The organism is Pelagibacterium limicola, assembly GCF_015694405.1.
In the GTDB taxonomy this organism is placed as follows: domain Bacteria; phylum Pseudomonadota; class Alphaproteobacteria; order Rhizobiales; family Devosiaceae; genus Pelagibacterium; species Pelagibacterium limicola.
Window position 1 is genome coordinate 207,754 of record NZ_JADQDB010000006.1, and the last position, 22,508, is coordinate 230,261.

The following is a 22,508-nucleotide window of genomic DNA, read 5'->3' on the forward strand; positions in this document are numbered from 1 at the left end:
CGTAATTTCAAAGACTTGAAAGAAAACCCGCGCAATGTTTCACATGAAACGCGGCGCTTCGCTTAGCCAATCAACCGCGAGCAGACGAGGTCGAGTTGGTCGAGCGTCTTGTAGCGGATTTCAAGTTTGCCGCCCTTGTCCTTGTGATCGAGGGTGACAGAAAGCCCCAGCGTGTCGGAAAGCTGCTTTTCCAGCGCCAAGGTATCGGCGTCCTTGACCGCAGGCGAGCGCGGCGCCGAGGGAACCCCCTTGCGGGCTTCGGTGTCTTTCTGGTGCAGTGCTTCGGCCTCGCGGACCGAAAGACCAGCCGAAACGATGCGATGCGCCAGGCCGAGCGGGTCTTCCGAAGTAATGAGGGTGCGGGCGTGACCCGCCGTCAATTCACCGCGCTCGAGCATGGACTGCACTTCGGCTGGCAGTTTCAAAAGCCGCAGTGTGTTCGCGACATGGGAGCGCGACTTGCCGATGACCTGCGCAAGATCCTGCTGCGTGTATTCGAACTGTTCGATCAGCTGCCCGTAACCCTGCGCCTCTTCGAGCGGGTTAAGGTCGGCGCGCTGGACGTTTTCGATAATGGCTAGCTCGAGCGCTTCCTTATCATCCACCTCGCGGACGATGACCGGAACTTCATGCAAGCCGGCGCGCTGTGCGGCTCGCCACCGCCGCTCGCCCGCAATAATCTCGAACACATCGGGCCCTTGATCGCTCGGTCGCACCAGAAGCGGCTGCATCACGCCTTTTTCGCGAATCGAATTGGTGAGATCCTCGAGAAGCTCGGGATCGAAACCCTTGCGCGGATTGGCCCGGCTCGCGATGATGAATTCGACCGGCAGGCGGCGCACGCCCGAACCGGTATCGGCCTGCCGCGGCGCGTCGACTGGGGTCATGTCGCCGATAAGCGCGGCGAGACCGCGACCGAGACGCGAGGGTTTATCGTTCATGGTACTCTCCATCATGCGGCCCGCAGCTGCCGCTCACGCTTGATGACCTCGGTGGCCAGCCGCAGATAAGCTTGGCTACCAGCGCATTTGAGATCATAAAGCAGAGCTGGCTTGCCATAGCTCGGCGCCTCGCTCAAGCGCACATTGCGCGGGATGACCGTGTCGTAGACAAGCCCGCCCATATGCTCGCGCACATCGCTCAGAACTTGCTCCGAAAGATTGTTGCGCTTGTCGTACATGGTCATCACCACGCCCTGGATCGAAAGCGCGGGATTGAGCGTGGAGCGAATTTGCTCAATTGTTTGAAGCAGTTGGCTTAAACCCTCAAGAGCAAAGAACTCGCACTGCAACGGCACCAGCACAGCATGAGCAGCCGTGAGGGCATTGATCGTCAGAAGGTTGAGCGAAGGTGGGCAATCGACCAGCACATAGGTCACGGGCTTACCGTCGATCAAAACCTCTCCGACGTTCCGCAGAGCCTCACGTAACCGGAAAGCGCGGTCGCGTTCGGTGGCAATGGTCAATTCCACGCCAAGAAGGTCCATCGTCGAGGGGACGACCGCCACATTGGGTACGCTGGTTGCCACAGTGGCATCGGCCACGCTCGCCTCACCCAATAGCAAATCATACGAGGAACGCTCGCGCTGTTGCCGCGACAGACCTAGTCCCGTCGAAGCATTGCCTTGCGGGTCGAGATCTACGATCAGCACACGCTCTCCGATCGCCGCAAGCGCAGTAGCGAGATTGATCGCGGTCGTCGTCTTGCCGACGCCGCCCTTTTGATTGGCAAGGGTTAATATACGCGGATGCATGTGGCCTCCGGCCCCGATGGGGCCCATTCCAGATCACGCGATCCGCTCAAGGCTCGAAATCTCGAGAATTACACCCTGGGGATCGACTATACTTTGATGCTTTACCACAGCCGTGCGCCAGACTGAATCCGCCTCACGCATTTCTTCACCATATTCCCGCCCCTTATGCAGAAAAGCCGTTGTGCCTGGCTGCCAGAAATGAGCGAGATAGCCGAAAAGCATAGGCAAACCGGCCAATGCACGCGCTGTAAGCACGTGAACGGCGCCCATTTCAGCAATGTCGACCTCTTCGATCCGTTGGGCGTGAACGGTCGCGGGAAGCCCAAGCTCGCGGACGATGGCCTTCAAAAACGCACATTTGCGGGTGCGGGACTCGATCAAATGGAGGTGAACAGGGCGGTTCTTGAGAGCAATTGCCAAAGGCAAGGCGGGAAATCCGCCACCAGAGCCGATATCCACGATCCTGGCCGGCGTTTGCGCCGCGATATGGGCCTCGATTAGCGGCAAGAGCTGGAGCGAATCGAGAATGTGCCGTTCCCACAGCGCGCCCACTGTTTCACGTGAAACGAGATTCTGCATGTGCTGCCATTTTTCGAGGCTGGCGCAAAACCGTTCCAGATCGGCTTGAACCTCCGCCTGCCTACGCCCGAAACTTGTGGCGAAGGGGGCGAGTGACCCTGTTTTGTCGGCTAGGATGGTCACCCGGCCTTCCTCTCCATCGTGCCCCGCCGGATGACCGCGAGGATGAGTGTCAGCGCCGCAGGTGTCACCCCCTCGATTCGCTGCGCCTGGGCAATGGTCTGAGGCCGGGCAGCAAGGAGCTTTTGCTTCATCTCGTTCGAAAGCCCCGGCAGCGCGGCGTAGTCGAGCCAGGCCGGGATCTCGCGCGCCTCATCGCGCCGCACTGCCTCGACGTCTTCCTTCTGGCGTTCGAGATAGACCGAATATTGCGCGTCAATAGCTAGTTGATCGTAAGTCTCTGGCTTTATTGATGAAATTTCCGGCCAGATGGTTTCGACTGCTACCCGTGCAACGTCCGGATAGCTCATCAACTCGAATGCAGAGCGGCGAACGCCGTCGGCATTGACATTGACCCCGGCCTTGCGCGCCTCGGTGGGCGAGACGGTCAGCGACCTCAGGAGCAGACGCCCACGCTCCAGGGACTGCCGGCGCTCAAGGAAATGCTCCCGGCGGCGTTCTCCCACCAGGCCCACATCGATCCCCAATTGGGTCAGCCGCTGGTCCGCGTTGTCCACCCGGAGATGGAGCCGGAATTCCGCGCGCGACGTGAACATGCGATAAGGCTCGGTTACGCCCCGCGAGATCAGATCATCGATCATGACGCCGAGATAGGAATTGGTGCGCGAAAGGACTAAGGGCTCCCGCCCAAGGGCGGCAAGCGCTGCATTGGCTCCAGCGAGCAGCCCTTGGGCAGCGGCTTCCTCATAACCGGTCGTTCCATTGATCTGTCCGGCAAGATAGAGCCCCGGCAGAGCGCGCAACATCAAGGCCGGTGTCAGTTCACGCGGGTCGACATGATCGTATTCTATCGCGTAACCAGCACGCTTGATGGCGACGTTCTCCAGCCCCGGCATGGTCTTGAGAAAGGCAAGTTGCACATCTTCAGGCAGCGACGTGGAGAGTCCGTTGGGGTAGATCGTCGGATCGTCCAACCCCTCTGGCTCGAGGAAAACCAGATGGCTGTCCCGATCTGAAAAGCGCACAATCTTGTCTTCGATCGAAGGGCAATAGCGTGGCCCCCTTGATTGAATGCGACCAGAATACATTGCGGATTTCGCAAGATTTTCCGAAATGATGCGGTGCGCCGCGACATTGGTTCGAGTTTCGTAACACGCGATTTGCGTGATTTCGATCGTCTCTGTTAGAGCCGAGAACGGTTCGGGTGGGTTGTCGCCCATCTGGGGCTCAAGGACGGAAAAATCGATTGAATGAGCGTCAAGCCGCGGCGGGGTCCCGGTCTTGAGCCGGCCAAGCTGAAGCCCGAGCGCCTCAAGGCGTTCGGACAAACCGAGGACCGGTTTTTCGCCTGCCCTCCCCGCCGGGATGGTTTCCTCGCCACGGTGTATCAGGCCCCGCAGGAAGGTGCCGGTCGTGAGAACGACGGCCTTGGCCATAATCCGGCGTCCGTCAAGCAGGACGACGCCGCGCACTTTACCATCGGCGACGATGAGATCGTCGACTTCCCCTTCGACGATCTCGAGATGTGGAGTGGCCAGGAGTTCTGCCTGCATAGCCTCGCGATAAAGCTTGCGGTCCTCCTGTGCACGCGGACCGCGCACGGCGGGTCCCTTGCGGCGATTGAGGACGCGGAACTGGATGCCACCCTTGTCGGCGATACGGCCCATCAGACCATCAAGCGCGTCGATCTCGCGCACCAGATGCCCCTTGCCGAGCCCTCCAATAGCTGGGTTGCAACTCATCTCGCCAACGGTCGCGAAGCGGTGGGTAACGAGTGCCGTCGCAACCCCAAGCCTGGCCGATGCCGCAGCGGCCTCCGCCCCGGCATGTCCGCCACCGACAATGATAACGCCGTAATCGTTCATGGCTCTTGAGTCTTGTTCTGCCGCGCGCGTGGGGCCGAGGCCCTAAGTTCCCTTGCCGCAAAGCGCGCTTTGATGTTTCACGTGAATCGCGCCACGCATAATTCAATCGTGTTTCACGTGAATCGCCGATACTCCTGCAGAGCTAAAGCGCGTTCCACGTGAATCATTTGCCGATACAGAATCCGGCAAATAACCGGTCCAGTACTGCCTCGCTGTCGATCAGGCCGATCAGGCCAGCGAGCCTGTCGGACGCTCGGCGCAAATCTTCGGCGCAGATCTCGGCATGTGCGAAATGCGCCAATGCCCCTTTTACGTCGTCGACTGCCGCTTCGATCGCCATGCGATCGCGCATATGGCTGATGAGAACGGGTTCACCTGCACCGAAGCGGTCTTCCATATGGCTTTGCAGCCGGTTTAGCAAGTCGCCAATACCCTCGCCGGTATTGGTCGAGATTGCAAAATCGACGGAAGTTCTGGTCGGGCCGAGATCTGATTTTGTAGCGATAGTCCAAACCGGGGTATCGCCTTTCACCTCTGAGGGGATGCCGGCATCCGCATCGGGGGCAATCAGCCACAAAACGAGATCGGCGGAAGTCATCGCCGTTCGCGCCCTGCGAATGCCTTCGGCTTCGGCAAGGCTACCAGTTTCGCGCAGGCCGGCGGTGTCCGTGAGGATCACTAGGGAGCCACCGAGATCGATGGCAACATCCTTGGTATCGCGTGTCGTACCGGCTTCGGCCGTGACGATGGCCAGGTCGGACCCTGCCAAAGCATTGAGAAGGCTTGATTTTCCGGCATTGGGCGCACCAGCGAGCACGACGCTAAAACCTTCACGGACAATGCGGCCACGCTCGAAACCTGAAAACGCTTCCTCCATGCTTGCGGCGAGCGCGGCTAGTCCGTCCGAGAAATGCGCTGGTAGGGCAAAGGGGACGTCATCCTCGTCGGAAAAGTCGAGATGGGCTTCGATTTCGGCGCGTGCGGCAAGGAGCTCGTTGCGCCACGTGACCACGAGGGTTGACAGCTCGCCTTCAAGGCGCGCAAGCGCCTGCCGGCGCTGGTGTTCCGTTTCCGCGGCAAGCAGGTCACCCAGGCCTTCGATGGCCGTCAGATCGAGCTTGCCGTTTTCGAAGGCGCGTCGGGCAAAATCTCCCGGACCGGCAAGCGAAATTCCCGGCATTCCGCATAGCGTCGCAAGGATGGCCTTGATCCCGGCGGGCGAGCCGTGCACCTGCAACTCCGCGCAGTCCTCGCCTGTAAAGGAATTGGGCGCCGGAAAGACCGCGACCATTCCTCTGTCGAGAAAAACGCCGGTTTGCGGATCGATGAGCGAAACTAGAGAGAGGCGCCGGGGCGGCGGCAGACCACCGCACAGTTCGCGCACCGCATCCAGGGCTGCGGAACCTGAAAGACGTATCACCGCGACGCCGGAAGGCAAGCTGCCGGACGACAGCGCAACAATGGTCTTCGATTGTCCGGTCACGTCCGGCCCGTCATCCGTTTCTATAGGCTCAGCGGCTCAAATAGTCGCGGAGCCGCACACCTGCAAGGCCACAGTGCGGCCGGTCAGGTGTTCATCGAATCGAAGAATTCGGAGTTCGACTTGGTCTGCCGGAGCTTATCGAGCAGGAATTCCATCGCATCGATGGTGCCCATGGGGTTGAGGATACGCCGAAGCACATACATCTTGCGCAGGATATCGGGCTCAACCAGCAGCTCTTCCTTACGGGTGCCGGACTTGGTGACGTCAATGGCCGGGAAGACGCGCTTGTCCGAAACCTTGCGGTCGAGGACAATTTCAGAATTGCCCGTGCCCTTGAATTCTTCGAAGATCACTTCGTCCATGCGGCTGCCGGTGTCGATCAGCGCCGTGGAGATGATTGTAAGCGAGCCGCCATCCTCGATATTGCGCGCAGCGCCAAAGAAGCGCTTGGGACGTTGGAGTGCATTGGCATCGACACCGCCCGTCAGCACCTTGCCCGAAGAGGGCACGACGGTGTTGTAGGCACGGCCGAGGCGCGTGATCGAATCGAGGAGGATCACCACGTCCCGCTTGTGTTCGACAAGACGCTTGGCCTTCTCAATGACCATTTCTGCGACCTGGACGTGGCGCGAAGCGGGCTCATCGAAGGTCGAAGAAATAACCTCTCCCTTGACCGAGCGCTGCATGTCGGTGACTTCCTCGGGGCGCTCGTCGATCAGAAGCACGATGAGGTAACATTCGGGGTGATTGGTTGCGATCGATTGTGCGATATTTTGCAACAATACGGTTTTACCGGTACGTGGAGGCGCAACAATCAGTGCGCGCTGGCCCTTGCCGAGTGGGGCAACCAGGTCGATAACCCGGGCCGAGCGATCCTTGACCGTGGGATCGCCGATCTCCATGCGCAGCCGCTCATCGGGATAAAGCGGCGTCAGATTGTCGAAGTTGATCTTGTGACGGACCTTTTCGGGGTCCTCGAAATTGATCGTATTGACCTTTAAAAGCGCAAAATAGCGCTCGCCTTCCTTGGGGGACCGGATCTGTCCCTCGACCGTATCGCCTGTTCTTAAACCAAACCGTCGGATCTGGGATGGGCTGACGTAAATATCGTCGGGCCCGGGGAGATAATTGACGTCGGGAGATCGCAGAAACCCGAACCCGTCGGGAAGTACTTCGACCACGCCTTCGCCGATGATTTCGACGTCCCGGGTCGCCATTTGTTTGAGGATCGCAAACATCAATTCCTGCTTGCGCAGGGTATTGGCGTTTTCGATTTCGAGCTCTTCGGCAAAGGACTGCAATTCGGCCGGAGATTTGGCCTTGAGGTCCCTGAGCTTCATGAATTCCATGATCAGCCTTTGGAGGGATTAAGAGGACAAGAGATTAAGGGGAAAAGGCGCGGGTGTTCGCCGCTTGAGGTCACAACGAATGCGTGAGTTGGCGACTCCATAAACCATTCACGGGGGCGATTGCAAGCATAACCATCTTAAATGCCAACGGCCCACGATCCATATCGCGTCCGGTCAAAACGGCTTGACGATCACGGCCACCACAATGACGATCATCAGCACCGTCGGAATCTCGTTGATGGCCCGGAAATAGCGCGCCGAATTCGTATTCCTGTCCGCGGCAAAAGCCTTCTGGTGGCGGGTAAGGACGCCGTGGAACCCCGAAAGCGCGATGACGAAAACCGCCTTGAGCCACATCCAGCCCTGCGAAAAGTCGACCACCCCGAAGTAAAAGGCCAGCGTGAGCCCGAAGATCCAGCTTGCGATCATTGCCGGAGTGGTTATGCCTTTAAGAAGCCGCCGCTCCATGACCTTGAAGGTCTCGGACATTTCGGACCCCGGCGCGGCATCGGCGTGATAGACGAAAAGCCGCGGCAAATAGAGCGACCCGGCCATCCAGGCAATGACCGAGATGACATGCGCCGAAAGCGTGATGGCGTACCAGTTCATTGTTTTACGATCTCAATGAGGCGGGCGACGTTTTCGATAGGCGTCTGCGGCACGATGCCGTGTCCGAGATTGAAAATATGCGGGCGATTGGAAAAGGCCTCGACGATCTCTTGGGCGCGCGCCTCCATCTGCGGACCCCCGGCAACAAGCCGCAGCGGATCGAGATTGCCTTGAACCGCAAACTGCGCCGGCAATACGCTGTCGGCAAAAGCAAGCGGGGTGGCGTAATCGAGACCGATAACGTTAACCCCCGTCTCCCTTGCGTAACGGCCGATCAGGCCGGCCGCACCGCGCGGAAATCCGGTGATCACCGCATCGGGTACCGCGGCCCGCACCTTCTCGACCAGAGCCTTGTTGGGGGCGAGCACATAGGTTTCAAAAGCCAGTTCATCGAGATTGAGGGCCCAGCTTTCAAATATCTGCACCATATCGGCGCCCGCCGAGAGCTGAGCGATGAGATAATCGGCAGAGACATCGACGAGGAGCGTCATCAACCGAGCGAAAGCATCGGGATATTGTAGCGCGAAAAGCCGTGCTGCCGCTTGATCGGACGAGCCCCTGCCCCCGATCATATAAGTCGCCACTGTCCAAGGGGCCCCGCAGAAACCGATAAGCGTTTTTTCGGGCGCGAGCGCGGACTTGATTCGTCCAAGCGTTTCAAAGACCGGGGCGAGATTTGCCATTGCCATATCCGGGTCGAGCCGCCCGAGCGTATCCGTGGTTATCGGTTCGAGCACCGGCCCTTCTCCCGTTTCAAAGCGAACCGATTGGCCCAGCGCATCGGGAATGACGAGGATATCGGAAAAAAGGATTGCTGCGTCCAGATCGAAGCGCCGCAGGGGTTGCAGTGTTACCTCCGTTGCGAGTTCTGGCGCATAGCAAAGATCGAGAAAGCTTCCGGCCTTTTCTCGGACCTGCCTGTACTCGGGGAGATATCGCCCGGCCTGGCGCATGATCCAGACGGGCGGCCTGGCCTGGCGGATGCCGCGGGCGGTATCGAGCAATGGTTTTCCGGTTGGGTCTGGGCTGGTCATTTGCTCCCTTGCGGGCAATGCACCGGGCTGGCGGTGATCGTCCTTAGAAAGACTCTCTAAAAGAGTCTGTTTCTTCTTCTTGTCTGTGTTTTGCACCAATTGCGCCAAGCCCACAACCGGAGGGCTTGAGACGGCTGCTGCGGCATGGTGCCCCGCTCACCTCTGGGGATATGGCCGGCCGACCTACGACGAAAAACGCGCCAAACAACCGTTCTTTAAGGTTTTGTTAACCTTTGGGCCTGTGAATTCCTTTAACATTTCGTTAACCTCAATGCCGGCATCACCCGATGCGTTTTCCCCGCTATTGTCACCAGCCCTGATTCCGGCCCACAGCTTAACCATCTGTTAACCAAATCTGGCTTGATGGGGATATTTCCGCCCTAGGGATGCGATTGCCGTCCTATCGCTTTCCTTGTGGGCACCGATGTGGAAAAACCGTCGCGAGAATCCCGCGACAAGGCCTTTCCATGCTGATCCTGGCGTCCAATAGCCCAACGCGCAAAACCCTGCTCGAAGCTGTGGGTATGCCATTTTCGGTCATCACGGCGCCCATCGACGAGCGTGCAATCGAGCACGGGTTAACGAGAGAAGGCGCAACCAAGGCGCAGATCGCGCTAGCGCTTGCCAAAGCCAAGGCCCTCGCCGTCAGCTCCGCCCGGCTCGATGCGATTGTTATCGGCGCCGACCAGACGCTCTCCTGCGGCGCGCTGGACATCCACAAGCCCGATTCACGTGAAACGGCAAAACGGCAACTGCTCTCCCTGGCCGGAAAGACCCATCAACTGCACGCGGCTGCAGCGCTGGCAAAAAACGGAGAAATCCTGTGGTCGACGGTCGACAGCGTCGAGTTGTCCATGCGTGAAATATCGGATGCCGAACTCGATGCCATACTCGACCTCGAGGGAGAGGCAATATTGTCCTCGGTCGGTGGATATCGGCTCGAAGGCCCGTCGGTGCGGCTTTTCCAAAGCGTGAGGGGTGATTATTTCACGGTCCTGGGCCTGCCTCTCTTGCCCCTGCTCTCCGGCCTGCGCCAGATTGCACCCGAACTCTTCTTGCCTGCGATGCCCCAATGACCAGAAAAGCCTTCGTCATCGGCCACCCAATCGGCCACTCCAAATCGCCGCTGATCCACGGCAGCTGGCTTCGCGATTACGGGATCGACGGCACCTACGAAGCCATCGACATCGCCCCCGAAGCCTTGCCCGAATTCATCGACCGCCTGCGCGAGGGAGAATTTGCGGGAGGCAATGCCACCATCCCGCACAAGGAAGCCTTATTGGGACATTGTGACGCGGTCGATCCGCTCGCTAAAGACATCGGCGCCGTCAACACCCTCGAAATGAGGGGCGGGAAAATCCTCGGATCGAATACCGACTATCTCGGTTTCCTCGCCAATCTCGATGCCAATGCGCCGGGGTGGGACGCCGGGCTAAAAACCGCGATCGTTCTTGGGGCAGGGGGCGCGGCTCGCGCGATTCTCGCGGCCCTGCGGGCGCGAAACATCCCCCGGGTTCTCGTCCTCAATCGCGGTCTTGCGCGTGCGCGCAACCTTGCCGACCATTTCGGGTCGAGCATCGTGCCGGCGCGGCTCGCCGATTTTTCCGCGCTGGCGCCTGACGCCGGGCTGGTTGTCAACACCAGTTCGGTTGGCATGGGCGGCTCACGCTTTGAAGGTCTCGACCTTGCGGTGTTGCCCGCCGGGGCGGTGGTCAACGACATCGTTTATACCCCCCTTGTCACCCCGCTCCTTGCCGATGCAGCAACGCTTGGCTTGCGGGTTGTCGACGGGCTGGGCATGCTGCTCCATCAGGCAGTGCCCGGTTTTGCGGCCTGGTTCGGGGTGACCCCCGCCGTCACGCCTGCATTGCGGGAGCGCGTTCTTCAGGCGATGGGACAATGAGGATGCTGCGCGTAGGGTTGACCGGATCCATGGCGACCGGAAAAACTACCGTTCTCAACGCTGTTGCCGATCTGGGCATTCCCACCCATTCGGCAGACGAAGCCGTGCATGCTCTTTACGCGGGCGAGGCGGCTCCTCTGATCGAAACGGCGTTTCCCGGCACGACGGCTGGAGGTGTCGTCGACCGCGCCGCGCTGGCCGCGGTCCTGGCCGATCAACCCGAACGCCTTGGCGAACTTGAATCTCTGATCCACCCGCTGGTGCGGGAAATGGCGATGGCGTTTTTCGATGCTGCCGAGGCAGCGGGCGCCGATATGGCGGTGGTCGAGGTTCCGCTTCTTTTTGAAACCGGGGCGCTTTACGGGCTCGACAAGGTGATCGTCACCGCTTGCGATCCGGAGATTCAACGCGTTCGCGCCCTTGCCCGGCCGGGAATGACGGGGGAAAAGTTCGCCTTTCTGCTTTCCCGACAGCTCGATCAGGACGAGAAAAGAAAACGCGCCGATGTCGTCATCGACACCTCGGGGACGATGGAAGAAACGGTTGCAAGGACAAAAGCGGCCATTGCGTCGCTGCGCGCCGGAAATGGCGAATAAGGCTAGGGTACCACAATGCTGCGCGAGATCGTCCTCGATACCGAGACCACCGGCCTTTCTCCGCAGGGCGGCGACAGGCTGGTCGAAATCGGCTGCGTCGAACTCGTCAATCACGTGCCCACTGGGCAGAACCACCATGTCTACATCAATCCCGAGCGCGATATGCCCGAGGAGGCCTTTCGCGTGCACGGGCTTTCCGACGAATTCCTGCGCGACAAGCCCCGCTTTGCCGAAATCGCACCGGGATTTCTCGATTTCATTGCCGATTCGCCCCTCATCATTCACAACGCGCCCTTCGACATGGGGTTTTTGAACGCCGAACTCGAATGGTGTGGGCGGCCGCGGCTGGTCAATCCGGTGATCGATACGGTGATGCTGGCGCGCAAGATCCATCCTGGCGCGCGGGTTAGCCTTGACGCCCTCTGCAAGCATTACGGGATCGATAATTCCCGCCGCACGCTGCACGGAGCGCTGCTCGATTCCGAAATTCTCGCCGAGGTTTATCTCGAGTTGATCGGCGGCCGGCAGGTGGCGTTGGCGCTTTCTGCCGAAGTCTTGTCCGCACGGCATGAGGCTGGCGGCCGCATGCCTGCCCGCCAGCGTCCCGCGCCTTTGCCGCCACGCGGCTCGGCGGCGGAAGTCGAGGCGCACCGCGCCTTTATAGCCGAAATGGGCGAAAAAGCCCTCTGGGCGCAATACGAAAGCTGAAAGAAAAACTCCGGCCGGGGCCGGGGTTCTAGTCTTTTCCCTCAAAGGGACGAAAGGTCAGTTGACCGTGGTCGGTGCGCCGTCCTGGGCCGCCTGCTTCTGCTTTTCGGCGGCTGCCGCAAGGTTCCGGCGGAACAGCGCAAGGAAATCAACCGGCTCGAGCATGAGGGGCGGGAAGCCGCCCTGCTGGATCGTCGAGGCGAGCACCTGGCGCGCGAACGGGAAGATCAGCCGCGGGCCTTCGACCATCAAAAGCGCGCTGAGCTGGTTTTCCGGGATGTTCTTGACCCGGAAAAGCCCGCCATAGACGAGCTCGAGCGCGTAGATGACGCTGCCCTGGCGCTCGGTCTTGACATTGAGGCCCAATTCCACCGCATAGGTGTCGTCGGCCTGCTTTTTGACCTGGACGTTGATATTGACGTTCGAGGTGGGCTGCTGGGCGCCCGGCAGGAGCGAGGCGGGGGCGTTGGGGCTCTCAAAGCTCAAGTCGCGTATATACTGGCCGATGATTCCAAAGGAGGGAGCCTGTGCGGGATCGACGGCGCCGGAATCGATTGCCGGTGTTTCCGGGTTGGGGGTGTCCTCAGCCATATCTGTCCTTCTCGGGGTTCCGGTGTAATGCCCCACCATGCCCTTTGAGCCCGGCGCGGCCATGTTGGCCGTCTGGCTAGCACTTTTGGCCAGGCTTCACAAGGCGAGGCGGATTGGCCCTTCGCGCCGGACGTTCAGCGGAAGGAATCGGAATCGAGGTCAATCGATTTGATGCCCGGTCCGGGGTTGGACGGCCGATAGGTAGTAACGACCACCATGTTACGGCTCAGAGCCGAATAAATGGCGTCGCGGACGGCCGGGATGAGCAGCACGAAACCCACGGCATCCGTAATAAAGCCGGGCACCAGAAGCAGCACGCCGGCAATGGCCAGCATCATGCCGCCCGCGAAATTCCGGGCCGGGATTTCCCCGCGCGCCATCATCGCGCGGGAATCGATGATGAGCCCCATGCCCTGCCAGCGCACGATGAGAAGACCCGCTGCCGCGGTGGCAATGATGGCGCCAAGGGTTGCCAATATGCCGATCTGTCCGCCGACCCAGATGAAGCCGGCGATTTCGAGAAACGGCACAAGCAGGATCGAAACGAGGATGATGCGGCGCATTTGGCTCCCTTTTCGAAGGTTGATCGCGTATGCTTGTACGGCTATCGGCGTGCGAAGGTGGTTTGCACGGCCCGATTGCTTATATATAGGTCAACCAGACCTTCGTTGCGACCCATCCATGGTCTTTGCTCGACCCGGCAGGAACCGGATCGCCGGGCGGCGTTTTAAAAGTCATGGGCCGGGATCGGACCCGTATGGGAGTTAAAGAAAGAGACCATGGGCGATTTTCTCGATTTCCCCACCGTCATCGTCATCGTCGTCGCCGTCGTGGTGCTTTTGCGCCTGCGCTCGGTTCTGGGCACGCGTACGGGCAATGAGCGCCCGCCCTCACAGCGCTACGAAAGCATTTCGCGCTCCCGGCCCGATAATGACGACACCGTTGTGCCGCTCCCGACGCGAAAGACGCAGACGATCGACGCCGATGCCGAGCGTGCCCAGCGCAAGCTTGAGGCTGAAATCGAGAAATATTCGGTCGGCAAGCCCGAACTCGCCCGCGGGCTCGCCGCGGTTGCCGACGCCGACGCCAATTTCACCCCCAAGAGTTTCATCGAGGGCGCCAAGGCGGCTTACGAGATGATCGTTACCGCGTACGCTTCGGGCGATCGCAAGACGCTCAAAATGCTGCTCGACAAGGAGGTCTACGACAGTTTCGAGGCCGCCATTTCCGAACGCGAATCGGCGGGGCATACTGTCGAATTCACCTTTGTCGGGCTTTCCAATATCGAATTCACCGAGGTTGAACTCGACAAGCGCAATGCGATCGTGACCCTGAGGATCGATGCCGAAGTCGTGTCGATCACCCGCGACGCCGCTGGCGACGTCATCGAAGGCGCCCCCGGCCAGGTTGTTGCCATCGCCGACGAGTGGACGTTCATGCGCAACACCCGCTCGCGCGATCCCAATTGGAAGCTCGTCGCGACCAACGACCTCGAATAGGTCCGGCCGGGGTTTTTCGCTCCATGGCCCGCAGACCACCCGGACCCGGAAAAAGCAAGAGGTCCCGGGCCGTGCGCGATTGGCATCTGTGGACCGCGGTGGGCCGCACCGTCGATCCATTGTCGAACCGCAAGAGCGCCGATCCCAAGTCCACCCTGCTCGAGGCGCTCGAACACCCTGCAGAACGGGAGAGCAAAAGCGAGGCGCCGCAGGCCCCTCGATTTGCCGCCGTCCCTATGCCTTCCAAGGCCCCGCTGATCGCGGCCTCGAAAGTTGCTCCCGCGCAGAAATCGATAGAACCCAATCTCAAGCGCCGTGTCGTCCGTGGGCGCGAGCCCATCGATGCAACGCTCGATCTGCATGGGATGACCCAGGACAAGGCGCAGGTTGCGCTCGAAGCCTTCGTGCTTTCGCGTGCTGCGCGCGGCGACCGCACGTTGCTGGTCATCACCGGCAAGGGCATCAAGAAGACGGGCTATCTCCAGCTCGAACAGAAGGGCGTGCTGCGCGAAATGGTGCCCTTGTGGCTGGGCACGCCCAAGCTTGGTCCCCTTGTCGCGGGGATCGAGACGGCCCACCAGTCCCACGGCGGCGGCGGCGCTCTTTATGTGCGTTTGAAACGCGGGAGGGAGCGATGACGCCATTGGGCGCCAAGCTGCGACGGCTGCGCGACGAGCGCGGCATCGCGCTCAAGGACATGGCCAAGGCGCTCAATGTCTCGAGCGCCTACCTTTCCGCCCTCGAGCATGGACGCCGGGGCAAGCCGACCTGGTTCCTCGTCCAGCGCATTATCGCTTACTTTAACGTCATCTGGGACGAGGCCGAGGAAATCCAGCGCCTCGCCGAGATTTCCGATCCCAAGCCGGCCATAGACACATCCGGCATGGCCCCGGAGGCGACCGAGCTCGCCAACGTGCTGGCCCGCGAAATCGGCAGGCTTACGCCGGCCGATCTCAAGGCGCTGCGCGACGATATCGTTCGCCGCGCGGTCAGAAGAACCTAAAGCACGTAGCGCGAAAGATCGGCGTCACCGGCCATCTTGCCCACTGTCTCGCGCACGACGTCGCCGGTGATGGTCAGTGTCGTGCCCGCCTTGTCGGTGGCGGTGAACGAGATGTCTTCGACAAGCTTTTCCATGACGGTCTGGAGCCGCCGCGCACCGATATTTTCCACCGACCCGTTGACTGAGACCGCGACGTCGGCAATCGCCTCGATGGCGTCGGGGGTAAATTCGAGCGTTACCTCCTCTGTGCCCATCAGCGCGACGTATTGCCGGATCAGCGAATATTCCGTGTCCGAAAGAATGCGCACGAAATCCTCGCGCGTCAGCGCCCGCAGTTCCACCCGGATTGGCAGGCGGCCCTGCAGTTCGGGCAGAAGGTCCGAGGGTTTGGAGACATGGAAGGCCCCCGAGGCGATGAAAAGGACATGATCGGTCTTGACCGGGCCGTATTTGGTCGCGACCGTCGTCCCCTCGATAAGCGGCAGGAGATCGCGCTGCACGCCTTCGCGTGACGGCCCCCCCGTCACCCCGCCTTCGCGCGCGGCCACCTTGTCGATCTCGTCGAGAAAGACGATGCCGTGGTTTTCCACCAGCTCGATGGCTTCGGCGACCAGCTTGTCCTGGTCGAGCAGCTTGTCTGCCTCCTGGTCGATGAGAATGGCGTAGCTGTCGCGGACCTTGACCGTGCGCTTGGTGCCCTTGGCCCCAAACGCCTTGCCCAGCATGTCGGAAATATTGATCATCCCTCCGCCGCCGCCCGGCATGCCGGGAATGTCGAACATCGGAAAACCCTGCTGGGGCGAGGTGACCTCGATCTCGATGTCCTTGTCGTCGAGTTCGTTGGCACGCAGCTTCTTGCGGAAGGCCTCCCGGGTCGACGGCGTCGCCGACTGGCCGACCAACGCGTCGATGACCCGCTCCTCGGCATTGAGATGGGCCTTGGCCTTTACCTCGGCGCGCTTTTTCTCCTTGATCAGCACCAGCCCGTCCTCGACGAGATCGCGGATCATCTGCTCGACATCGCGCCCCACATAGCCCACCTCGGTGAACTTCGTCGCCTCAACCTTGACGAACGGCGCCTGGGCGAGCCGGGCCAGCCTTCGCGAAATCTCGGTCTTGCCCACGCCCGTCGGCCCGATCATCAGGATGTTCTTGGGGCTGACCTCGCGGCGCATGTCCTCGGGGAGCTGCTGGCGGCGCCAGCGGTTGCGCAACGCAATGGCGACGGCGCGCTTGGCATCGGACTGCCCGACGATATAGCGGTCGAGCTCGGAAACGATCTCGCGGGGGGAGAAACTGTTTTCACTCATCTAACGGCCTTCTTTGTCCAGAAAGCACATCATATGGTGCTCATCGATAAATTTGCCATCCACCAGCAAGGCCCGCGGCTGCGTGCCATAGGTGGTGAATCCGAACCGCCCGTAAAGCTGCTGGGCGGGAATATTCTCGACCCCCACACCCAAGTGCACCTGCAGAACCCCGGCGCTCCTGGCATGGGCGAGGGCCGCGCCGATGAGAAGATCGGAAGCACCACGCCCGCGCGCCTCGGGGCGGACATAACCCCCCAAAAGCCAGCCGCGATGCTGGACTTTGATCCAGTCTCGGGGGAAAAATTGGCGCTGCCGACCAGTCTATCGCCGTCAAAAACGCCGAAAAAGGCCCGCGATCCGGCGAGGAGACTGACCCATTCGGACGCCGGTCGCGCCTGCGCTTCCTCCGTCGCCTCGCCGAAAGCATGCGGCGCGTCGGCAAGCGCAAAGAGCCGCAAGGCACGATAGGCTTCGGCATCGTCTGCAGTGAGCCGGCGTACGGCGAACGCCATCTACGAGGTCTCAAGCGTTTCGATGGTTACGTCGGCATTGGTATAAACGCAGATATCGGCGGCTATCTTCATCGCCTTCCGCGCAGTCTCCTCGGCGCTCTTGTCCGTTTCGGCCAGCGCGCGCGCTGCCGCCAGGGCGTAGTTGCCGCCCGACCCGATCGCTGCGATACCGTCTTCGGGCGAAAGCACGTCGCCCGTGCCGGTGAGGATCAGCGTATCGGACTTGTCGACGACGATCATCATGGCTTCGAGCCGGCGCAGATAGCGGTCGGTCCGCCAGTCCTTGGCCAGTTCGACACAGGCCCGCATCAGCTGTCCGGGATATTGCTCGAGCTTGGCTTCGAGCCGCTCGGAAAGCGTGAAAGCGTCGGCAGTCGCCCCGGCAAATCCGGCAATCACCGAACCCCCAGCCAGCCGCCGCACCTTTTTGGCCGAATGCTTCATGACCGTCTGGCCCAGCGAAACCTGTCCGTCACCGGCCACCACGACCGAATTGCCCTTGCGAACCGATACGATTGTCGTCATCGGGGATTAGCCTTCCATTTTCCGGAGCGTTTTCGGGAAAAATGGGTACCACCTTTCCGGTTCGAAAACGCGACAAATCAAATATGCAGCGCCTTGAGATCAGCGCGCCGTTGGCCCTTTATTTAGGATCGCACGGCATAAATGCAAATCGCCGGGTGCGCGCCGGGGCTTTTCGCCCGGGCCATGACCTGTTACAGCGTCCGCGAGCCATTTCTGGAGGGCCGGGCCCATGCGCAAGGCAAGCCTTGAGCGCAAGACCAACGAAACCGCCATTTCCATCACCGTCGATCTCGACGGCACGGGCAAGCGCACGATCGAGACCGGGGTCGGGTTTTTCGACCACATGCTCGACCAGCTCGCGCGCCACTCCCTGGTGGATATGACCATAACTGCCAAGGGAGATCTTCATATCGACGATCACCACACGGTGGAAGACGTGGGCATTGCGCTGGGCATGGCGTTCCGCGAGGCGTTGGCCGAGAAAAAGGGCATCGTGCGTTACGGGTCGTGCGACCTCGTGATGGACGGCACCAAATCCTCGGTTGCGCTCGATCTTTCCGGCCGCGCCTTTCTCGTCTGGCGCGTGGCGTTCACCAGTCCCAAGATCGGCGATTTCGATACCGAACTGGTCCGCGAGTTTTTCCAGGCTTTTGCGGCCAATGCCGGTATCACGCTTCATGCCGAGCTGGTCTATGGCGATAACAACCACCATATTGCCGAGAGCCTGTTCAAGGCACTGGCAAGGGCGCTGAGGCAGGCCGTCGAGATCGATCCGCGCATGAGCGGGGAAATCCCTTCGACTAAGGGCGCGCTGTAATATCATCCCCCTACGGGATTTCCGGTTATGAGCATTTTCGCAATCCATTCGCGGCCCGAAGAAGGGCCGGAGGCCATCGAGGCGGTGCCCGAGCGCTTCGTCTGGTCGGCCTTCCTGTTCACCCCCTTCTGGGCGCTGGCAAAGCATGCCTGGGCGTTCCTTGCGCTCTGGCTTCTCGTTGTTGCCATCCTTGCCATTGCGCATGCCCAGATCGGGGTTGAGGCAGCTGCCACGCTTTACGGCCTCTTTGCGCTCTGGAGCGGTTTTGCAGCCCCCGGAATCATCAACCGCACCTTGATGCGGGCCGGTTGGCTTGCGCATGGCGATCTGGCCGCGTCGGACCGTGAAACGGCCGAGCGGGCATGGCTCGAAAGGGTTTATGGAGCGGCCAGGTGAGCGAAACCGTCGCCATTATCGATTACGGCGCGGGCAATCTGCGTTCGGCGGAAAAAGCCTTTGCCCGCGCTGCAGAAGCGACCGGGGCTGAAATCGTCGTCACCGCCGATGCCGGTCTGGTCGCCCGCGCAGACCGCATCGTTCTCCCCGGCGTCGGTGCCTTCGCCGATTGCATGGCGGGGCTCGAGGCCGTGCCGGGCATGATCGAGGTGCTCGAAGAGGCGGTGATAAAATCCGCGCGGCCCTTTTTCGGCATTTGCGTGGGGATGCAGCTTCTGGCGAGCGTCGGCCGTGAGAAGATCGAAACCGAGGGGCTCGGCTGGATTCCCGGCGCCGTCGAAAAAATCACGCCAGCGGACCCGACACTCAAGATCCCGCATATGGGCTGGAATACGCTCGTGCTTGATCGGCCCCATATCCTGTTCGACGGGGTCGAAACGGGGCCCGATGGCCTTCATGCCTATTTCGTCCATTCCTATCATTTCGCGCTCGACGATAACGCCGACCGTGTCGCGACCGCCGATTATGGTGGGCCGATCACCGCGGCGGTCGGACGCGGCAATGTCTTCGGCACCCAGTTCCACCCCGAAAAGAGCCAGGCACTCGGTCTTGCGCTCATCGGCAATTTTTTGAGGTGGAAACCATGATTCTCTTTCCCGCCATCGATCTCAAAGACGGCCAGTGCGTGCGCCTCAGGCTTGGCGACATGGACCAGGCGACGGTGTTTAACGATGATCCGGCAGCGCAGGCCAAAAGCTTCGAGGAGCAGGGGTTTAAATATCTCCACGTCGTCGATCTCAACGGCGCGTTTGCGGGTGAGAGCGTCAACGGAAAGGCGGTCGAGGCAATTCTCAACGCCGTCGAATTCCCCGTCCAGCTCGGCGGCGGAATCCGTACCCTTGCCCATATCGAAAGCTGGCTTGAAAAGGGATTAGCCCGCGTCATCCTCGGCACCGTCGCCGTGCGCGATCCCGAACTGGTCAAGGCCGCCTGCAAGGCGTTCCCCGGCCGGGTCGCGGTGGGGATCGATGCGCGCGCCGGCAAGGTCGCCGTCGAGGGATGGGCCGAGACATCCGAACTGACCGCTATCGAATTGGCAAAGCGCTTCGAGGGCGCTGGCGTTGCCGCGATCATCTATACCGATATCGACCGCGATGGCGTGCTCGCCGGAATCAACTGGGCCTCGACGCTCGACCTGGCCAATGCCACTTCCATCCCCGTCATCGCCTCGGGCGGTCTTGCCTCGATGGACGACATCAGGCGGATGACCGAGCCCGATGCGCAAATTCTCGAAGGCGCCATATCGGGGCGCGCGCTTTACGACGGGCGCATTGATTCACGTGAAGCACTCGCCGTCCTGAAAGCCTCCGGAAAATGACCGCTTCGCGGCCGGTTCGGTTTCCCTGGAAACTGCATCTCGTGATCGTTGCCGTCATCGTCCTTGTCCCCCTGCTGCCCGTGATTTCCGTCATCATTGCTTCCATCATCGCCGAGACCAATGGCTGCCGGCTCGATGAGGCAGGGTCCTACCCCTGTGTCGTCATGGGTCGCGATCTGGGAAGCCTTCTGGCGGTCATGTTCGTGCTCGGCTGGTTCGCGCTGGCGACTTTGCCGCTCGGGGCGACCGGGCTGGCCATATGGCTGGTTGGCCTTCTGGCACATCTGGTGTACCACCACCGCAGGCGCTTCCGATCCGGACTCAGACCATGACATTGAAAGCCCGCATCATCCCCTGCCTCGACGTCAAGGACGGCCGCGTCGTCAAGGGCGTAAACTTCGTCGATTTGCGCGATGCCGGCGATCCGGTCGAGGCGGCCATCGCCTACGATGCCGCCGGCGCCGACGAATTGTGTTTCCTCGATATCGCCGCCTCCCATGAGGGGCGCGAGACGATTTTCGATGTCGTTGCACGGACCGCCGAGCACTGCTTCATGCCCGTGACAGTGGGCGGTGGCGTGCGGTCGGTCGAGGACATCCGCAAGCTCCTGCTCTCTGGAGCCGACAAGGTCTCGATCAATTCCGCTGCCGTTGCCGACCCCGATTTCGTGGCGCGCGCCGCCGACAAGTTCGGGAATCAGTGCATCGTCGTTTCGGTCGACGCCAAGCGCGGCGGGTCGGGAAGCTGGGAAATCTTCACCCATGGCGGGCGCAATCCCACGGGGATCAATGCGGTCGAATTCGCCGTCCGTGCCGCCGAACGCGGCGCGGGCGAGCTGCTCGTCACCTCGATGGACCGAGACGGCACGAAATCGGGTTTCGACATCGGCTTGACACGCACCATCGCCGACGCGGTGGACGTACCCGTCATCGCCTCGGGCGGGGTCGGGACGCTCGATCATCTGGTCGAGGGCATCCGCGATGGGCATGCGACGGCGGTTCTCGCCGCCTCGATCTTTCACTTCGGCACCTATACGATAGAGGCGGCCAAAGCCCATATGGCAGAGGCGGGCATTCCGATGCGCCTCGACCGGGCCGCCTGAGGGGGGACTATGCGTTTTACCATTGAGGCGCTCGACGCCCGGCTGGCCGAGCGGGCCAAGGCCTCGCCCGAGGACTCCTATACGGCAAAGCTCATTGCCGGGGGCGTCGAAAAATGCGCCCAGAAGCTCGGAGAGGAGGCGGTTGAAACCGTGATCGCCGCGCTTTCCGAGGACCCTACCGAACTCGTCAAGGAAAGCGCCGACCTCCTTTACCACCTCCTCGTGCTCCTGCGCGCCAAGGGTATCAGCCTCTCGCATGTCAGTGCCGAGCTCGACCGGCGCACGGCGATGAGCGGGCTGGCCGAAAAGGCCGCGCGGGATGGAGCCTGAGCCGGACCCCGATGCCCCATAAGCTCAAATACGCACCCTATATCACCTTCACGCTGGCCGAATGGGCGCGGCTGAGGGCCGACGAGCCGATGACGCTCGACGCCAGCGATATCGATCATCTGCGCGCGCTCAACGATCCGATCTCGCTCGCTGAAGCTGAAATCGTCTATCTGCCTCTGACGCGGCTGCTGACCTTTTACGTCGAGGCCGTGCAGGGCCTCCACGCGGTCTCAACGCGATTCCTGGGGCATAATGGCGCCAAGGTGCCTTTCATTATCGGTGTCGCCGGATCGGTGGCGGTGGGCAAGTCGACGACGGCGCGTATCCTGCGCGCGCTTTTGCGCCGCTGGCCGTCCTCCCCGCGCGTCGATCTCGTCACGACCGACGGGTTTCTTTACCCCAACAAGGTACTGACCGAACGCGGGCTGATGGAGCGCAAGGGATTTCCCGAAAGCTACGACCGCGCAGCCTTCGTCAACTTTCTTGCGGCCATCAAGTCGGGTCAGCCCAAGGTCTCTGCCCCCGTCTATTCGCACCTCGTCTATGACGTCGTGCCCGGCGAAAAAGTGGTGGTCGACAATCCCGACATCCTGATCGTCGAGGGGCTCAACATTCTCCAGCCCGGCGACCTGCCGAAATCCGGCACCCCCATCGTCTTTGCTTCCGATTTCATCGATTTCTCGATTTATATCGATGCCGACGAGGATGTGCTTGAAACCTGGTATGTCGAGCGGTTCATGAAGCTGCGCGAAACTGCCTTCCGCGACCCCAAGAGCTTCTTTACCCGTTTTGCCGAACTCTCCGAACCAGCGGCGGTGGCGACCGCGCAGACGATCTGGCAGAACATCAACCTGCCCAATCTGAGAGAAAATATCCTGCCCACACGCAGCCGCGCCCACCTCGTTCTGAAAAAAGGCGCCGACCATGCAATCCACGAAGTGGTGCTGAGGAAGATCTAGAGCGTTTTCGGCGACAGTGGATACCACTTATGCGGTTTGAAAACGCGGCAAATACCAACCCGGAGCTCCCATTCCGATTTCGATCGG

The 22,508-nt window shown here is 61.0% G+C and carries 28 protein-coding genes; 15 read left to right on the forward strand and 13 right to left on the reverse strand.

Translation table 11 applies throughout. From position 1 onward, the window contains the following. Positions 1–62 precede the first annotated feature (62 nt). From I2G20_RS13810 to hemE, 8 genes are all read right to left on the reverse strand, one after another. Positions 63–941, reverse strand: coding sequence for a ParB/RepB/Spo0J family partition protein (locus tag I2G20_RS13810; protein ID WP_246473084.1), 879 nt, complete (start codon positions 939–941; stop codon positions 63–65). Between the two features lie 11 nt (positions 942–952). Further along, entirely contained in the window at positions 953–1,753 is an 801-nt protein-coding gene (locus I2G20_RS13815; RefSeq protein WP_196260309.1) for a ParA family protein, read from the reverse strand. 33 nt (positions 1,754–1,786) lie between these two features. After that, on the reverse strand, positions 1,787–2,455 hold the full coding sequence (gene rsmG, locus I2G20_RS13820; RefSeq protein ID WP_196260310.1) for a 16S rRNA (guanine(527)-N(7))-methyltransferase RsmG: 669 nt from the start codon (positions 2,453–2,455) through the stop codon (positions 1,787–1,789). Next, on the reverse strand, positions 2,452–4,317 hold the full coding sequence (gene mnmG, locus I2G20_RS13825) for a tRNA uridine-5-carboxymethylaminomethyl(34) synthesis enzyme MnmG (RefSeq protein WP_196260311.1): 1,866 nt from the start codon (positions 4,315–4,317) through the stop codon (positions 2,452–2,454). The genes rsmG and mnmG overlap by 4 nt, the downstream gene beginning before the upstream one ends. 163 nt (positions 4,318–4,480) lie before the next feature. Next, entirely contained in the window at positions 4,481–5,800 is a 1,320-nt protein-coding gene (gene mnmE, locus I2G20_RS13830) for a tRNA uridine-5-carboxymethylaminomethyl(34) synthesis GTPase MnmE (RefSeq protein ID WP_196260312.1), read from the reverse strand. An 83-nt stretch (positions 5,801–5,883) separates the two neighbouring features. After that, on the reverse strand, positions 5,884–7,149 hold the full coding sequence (gene rho, locus I2G20_RS13835) for a transcription termination factor Rho (protein WP_196260313.1): 1,266 nt from the start codon (positions 7,147–7,149) through the stop codon (positions 5,884–5,886). Between the two features lie 174 nt (positions 7,150–7,323). Then, complete coding sequence (hemJ, locus tag I2G20_RS13840; RefSeq protein ID WP_196260314.1) at positions 7,324–7,758, reverse strand: protoporphyrinogen oxidase HemJ; 435 nt, start codon at positions 7,756–7,758, stop codon at positions 7,324–7,326. Continuing rightward, entirely contained in the window at positions 7,755–8,792 is a 1,038-nt protein-coding gene (gene hemE, locus I2G20_RS13845; RefSeq protein ID WP_196260315.1) for a uroporphyrinogen decarboxylase, read from the reverse strand. The genes hemJ and hemE overlap by 4 nt, the downstream gene beginning before the upstream one ends. A 467-nt stretch (positions 8,793–9,259) precedes the next feature. Between hemE and I2G20_RS13850 the strand changes: the two genes are divergently transcribed. Genes I2G20_RS13850 through dnaQ form a run of 4 tightly spaced genes read left to right on the forward strand, consistent with a single transcriptional unit; the run spans position 9,260 to position 11,999 of the window. After that, positions 9,260–9,868: a Maf family protein gene (locus I2G20_RS13850; protein WP_196260316.1), complete on the forward strand. Its 609-nt coding sequence runs from the start codon at positions 9,260–9,262 to the stop codon at positions 9,866–9,868. Next, complete coding sequence (locus I2G20_RS13855) at positions 9,865–10,695, forward strand: shikimate dehydrogenase (protein ID WP_196260317.1); 831 nt, start codon at positions 9,865–9,867, stop codon at positions 10,693–10,695. Before I2G20_RS13850 ends, I2G20_RS13855 begins: the two co-directional genes overlap by 4 nt. Further along, positions 10,692–11,291 carry a dephospho-CoA kinase gene (gene coaE / locus I2G20_RS13860; RefSeq protein ID WP_343070346.1) on the forward strand — a complete coding sequence of 200 codons (600 nt, stop codon included), beginning with the start codon at positions 10,692–10,694 and terminating at the stop codon, positions 11,289–11,291. The genes I2G20_RS13855 and coaE overlap by 4 nt, the downstream gene beginning before the upstream one ends. Before the next feature lie 18 nt (positions 11,292–11,309). After that, entirely contained in the window at positions 11,310–11,999 is a 690-nt protein-coding gene (gene dnaQ, locus I2G20_RS13865; protein ID WP_196260438.1) for a DNA polymerase III subunit epsilon, read from the forward strand. A 57-nt stretch (positions 12,000–12,056) separates the two neighbouring features. On the opposite strand, the gene secB is transcribed toward dnaQ, so the two are convergent. Together secB and I2G20_RS13875 are read right to left on the reverse strand one after the other, a co-directional pair. Continuing rightward, entirely contained in the window at positions 12,057–12,590 is a 534-nt protein-coding gene (gene secB / locus I2G20_RS13870) for a protein-export chaperone SecB (RefSeq protein ID WP_196260318.1), read from the reverse strand. A 134-nt stretch (positions 12,591–12,724) separates the two neighbouring features. Then, positions 12,725–13,153 (reverse strand): FxsA family protein, encoded by a 429-nt coding sequence (locus I2G20_RS13875; RefSeq protein WP_196260319.1) that lies wholly within the window; start codon positions 13,151–13,153, stop codon positions 12,725–12,727. 216 nt (positions 13,154–13,369) lie between these two features. Between I2G20_RS13875 and I2G20_RS13880 the strand changes: the two genes are divergently transcribed. From I2G20_RS13880 to I2G20_RS13890, 3 genes are all read left to right on the forward strand, one after another. Further along, on the forward strand, positions 13,370–14,089 hold the full coding sequence (locus I2G20_RS13880; RefSeq protein WP_196260320.1) for a Tim44/TimA family putative adaptor protein: 720 nt from the start codon (positions 13,370–13,372) through the stop codon (positions 14,087–14,089). Between the two features lie 71 nt (positions 14,090–14,160). Further along, positions 14,161–14,727 (forward strand): Smr/MutS family protein, encoded by a 567-nt coding sequence (locus tag I2G20_RS17300; RefSeq protein ID WP_196260321.1) that lies wholly within the window; start codon positions 14,161–14,163, stop codon positions 14,725–14,727. Then, entirely contained in the window at positions 14,724–15,092 is a 369-nt protein-coding gene (locus I2G20_RS13890; protein WP_196260322.1) for a helix-turn-helix domain-containing protein, read from the forward strand. The genes I2G20_RS17300 and I2G20_RS13890 overlap by 4 nt, the downstream gene beginning before the upstream one ends. Here I2G20_RS13890 and hslU read toward each other — a convergent pair. The 3 genes from hslU to hslV all read right to left on the reverse strand — a co-directional run bounded on the left by hslU (position 15,089) and on the right by hslV (position 17,439). Next, positions 15,089–16,402, reverse strand: a complete 1,314-nt coding sequence (hslU, locus tag I2G20_RS13895) for an ATP-dependent protease ATPase subunit HslU (RefSeq protein WP_196260323.1) — start codon at positions 16,400–16,402, stop codon at positions 15,089–15,091. The genes I2G20_RS13890 and hslU overlap by 4 nt on opposite strands. Continuing rightward, positions 16,403–16,687, reverse strand: a complete 285-nt coding sequence (locus I2G20_RS13900; protein WP_343070348.1) for a GNAT family N-acetyltransferase — start codon at positions 16,685–16,687, stop codon at positions 16,403–16,405. Positions 16,688–16,914: 227 nt separating this feature from the next. Next, positions 16,915–17,439, reverse strand: coding sequence for an ATP-dependent protease subunit HslV (gene hslV / locus I2G20_RS13905; protein ID WP_196260325.1), 525 nt, complete (start codon positions 17,437–17,439; stop codon positions 16,915–16,917). Between the two features lie 229 nt (positions 17,440–17,668). Here hslV and hisB point away from each other — a divergent pair, with 229 nt between their 5' ends. The 8 genes from hisB to coaA are packed head-to-tail and all read left to right on the forward strand — an operon-like array spanning position 17,669 to position 22,421. After that, a complete protein-coding gene (gene hisB / locus I2G20_RS13910; RefSeq protein WP_196260326.1) occupies positions 17,669–18,256 on the forward strand; it encodes an imidazoleglycerol-phosphate dehydratase HisB in 588 nt (195 codons plus the stop codon). Between the two features lie 27 nt (positions 18,257–18,283). After that, positions 18,284–18,652 carry a DUF2628 domain-containing protein gene (locus I2G20_RS13915; RefSeq protein WP_196260327.1) on the forward strand — a complete coding sequence of 123 codons (369 nt, stop codon included), beginning with the start codon at positions 18,284–18,286 and terminating at the stop codon, positions 18,650–18,652. After that, positions 18,619–19,299, forward strand: coding sequence for an imidazole glycerol phosphate synthase subunit HisH (gene hisH / locus I2G20_RS13920; protein WP_196260328.1), 681 nt, complete (start codon positions 18,619–18,621; stop codon positions 19,297–19,299). Before I2G20_RS13915 ends, hisH begins: the two co-directional genes overlap by 34 nt. Beyond that, positions 19,296–20,030 (forward strand): 1-(5-phosphoribosyl)-5-[(5-phosphoribosylamino)methylideneamino]imidazole-4-carboxamide isomerase, encoded by a 735-nt coding sequence (gene hisA / locus I2G20_RS13925; protein ID WP_196260329.1) that lies wholly within the window; start codon positions 19,296–19,298, stop codon positions 20,028–20,030. The genes hisH and hisA overlap by 4 nt, the downstream gene beginning before the upstream one ends. Next, positions 20,027–20,362 carry a hypothetical protein gene (locus I2G20_RS13930; protein WP_196260330.1) on the forward strand — a complete coding sequence of 112 codons (336 nt, stop codon included), beginning with the start codon at positions 20,027–20,029 and terminating at the stop codon, positions 20,360–20,362. The genes hisA and I2G20_RS13930 overlap by 4 nt, the downstream gene beginning before the upstream one ends. Then, positions 20,359–21,132, forward strand: a complete 774-nt coding sequence (hisF, locus tag I2G20_RS13935) for an imidazole glycerol phosphate synthase subunit HisF (protein ID WP_196260331.1) — start codon at positions 20,359–20,361, stop codon at positions 21,130–21,132. Before I2G20_RS13930 ends, hisF begins: the two co-directional genes overlap by 4 nt. Before the next feature lie 9 nt (positions 21,133–21,141). Continuing rightward, on the forward strand, positions 21,142–21,462 hold the full coding sequence (locus I2G20_RS13940) for a phosphoribosyl-ATP diphosphatase (RefSeq protein ID WP_196260332.1): 321 nt from the start codon (positions 21,142–21,144) through the stop codon (positions 21,460–21,462). Between the two features lie 11 nt (positions 21,463–21,473). Next, complete coding sequence (coaA, locus tag I2G20_RS13945) at positions 21,474–22,421, forward strand: type I pantothenate kinase (RefSeq protein WP_196260333.1); 948 nt, start codon at positions 21,474–21,476, stop codon at positions 22,419–22,421. Positions 22,422–22,508: the final 87 nt, after the last annotated feature.

Bases quoted from the DNA above. Each gene is read 5' to 3' on its own strand.
- I2G20_RS13810 (WP_246473084.1), bottom strand. From the start codon at position 941: ATGAACGATAAACCCTCGCGTCTCGGTCGCGGTCTCGCCGCGCTTATC.
- I2G20_RS13815 (WP_196260309.1), bottom strand. From the start codon at position 1,753: ATGCATCCGCGTATATTAACCCTTGCCAATCAAAAGGGCGGCGTCGGC.
- mnmG (WP_196260311.1), bottom strand. From the start codon at position 4,317: ATGAACGATTACGGCGTTATCATTGTCGGTGGCGGACATGCCGGGGCG.
- rho (WP_196260313.1), bottom strand. From the start codon at position 7,149: ATGGAATTCATGAAGCTCAGGGACCTCAAGGCCAAATCTCCGGCCGAA.
- hemJ (WP_196260314.1), bottom strand. From the start codon at position 7,758: ATGAACTGGTACGCCATCACGCTTTCGGCGCATGTCATCTCGGTCATT.
- hemE (WP_196260315.1), bottom strand. From the start codon at position 8,792: ATGACCAGCCCAGACCCAACCGGAAAACCATTGCTCGATACCGCCCGC.
- I2G20_RS13850 (WP_196260316.1), top strand. From the start codon at position 9,260: ATGCTGATCCTGGCGTCCAATAGCCCAACGCGCAAAACCCTGCTCGAA.
- I2G20_RS13855 (WP_196260317.1), top strand. From the start codon at position 9,865: ATGACCAGAAAAGCCTTCGTCATCGGCCACCCAATCGGCCACTCCAAA.
- coaE (WP_343070346.1), top strand. From the start codon at position 10,692: ATGAGGATGCTGCGCGTAGGGTTGACCGGATCCATGGCGACCGGAAAA.
- secB (WP_196260318.1), bottom strand. From the start codon at position 12,590: ATGGCTGAGGACACCCCCAACCCGGAAACACCGGCAATCGATTCCGGC.
- I2G20_RS13875 (WP_196260319.1), bottom strand. From the start codon at position 13,153: ATGCGCCGCATCATCCTCGTTTCGATCCTGCTTGTGCCGTTTCTCGAA.
- I2G20_RS13880 (WP_196260320.1), top strand. From the start codon at position 13,370: ATGGGCGATTTTCTCGATTTCCCCACCGTCATCGTCATCGTCGTCGCC.
- I2G20_RS13890 (WP_196260322.1), top strand. From the start codon at position 14,724: ATGACGCCATTGGGCGCCAAGCTGCGACGGCTGCGCGACGAGCGCGGC.
- hslU (WP_196260323.1), bottom strand. From the start codon at position 16,402: ATGAGTGAAAACAGTTTCTCCCCCCGCGAGATCGTTTCCGAGCTCGAC.
- hslV (WP_196260325.1), bottom strand. From the start codon at position 17,439: ATGACGACAATCGTATCGGTTCGCAAGGGCAATTCGGTCGTGGTGGCC.
- hisB (WP_196260326.1), top strand. From the start codon at position 17,669: ATGCGCAAGGCAAGCCTTGAGCGCAAGACCAACGAAACCGCCATTTCC.
- I2G20_RS13915 (WP_196260327.1), top strand. From the start codon at position 18,284: ATGAGCATTTTCGCAATCCATTCGCGGCCCGAAGAAGGGCCGGAGGCC.
- hisH (WP_196260328.1), top strand. From the start codon at position 18,619: ATGGCTCGAAAGGGTTTATGGAGCGGCCAGGTGAGCGAAACCGTCGCC.
- hisA (WP_196260329.1), top strand. From the start codon at position 19,296: ATGATTCTCTTTCCCGCCATCGATCTCAAAGACGGCCAGTGCGTGCGC.
- I2G20_RS13930 (WP_196260330.1), top strand. From the start codon at position 20,027: ATGACCGCTTCGCGGCCGGTTCGGTTTCCCTGGAAACTGCATCTCGTG.
- hisF (WP_196260331.1), top strand. From the start codon at position 20,359: ATGACATTGAAAGCCCGCATCATCCCCTGCCTCGACGTCAAGGACGGC.
- I2G20_RS13940 (WP_196260332.1), top strand. From the start codon at position 21,142: ATGCGTTTTACCATTGAGGCGCTCGACGCCCGGCTGGCCGAGCGGGCC.
- coaA (WP_196260333.1), top strand. From the start codon at position 21,474: ATGCCCCATAAGCTCAAATACGCACCCTATATCACCTTCACGCTGGCC.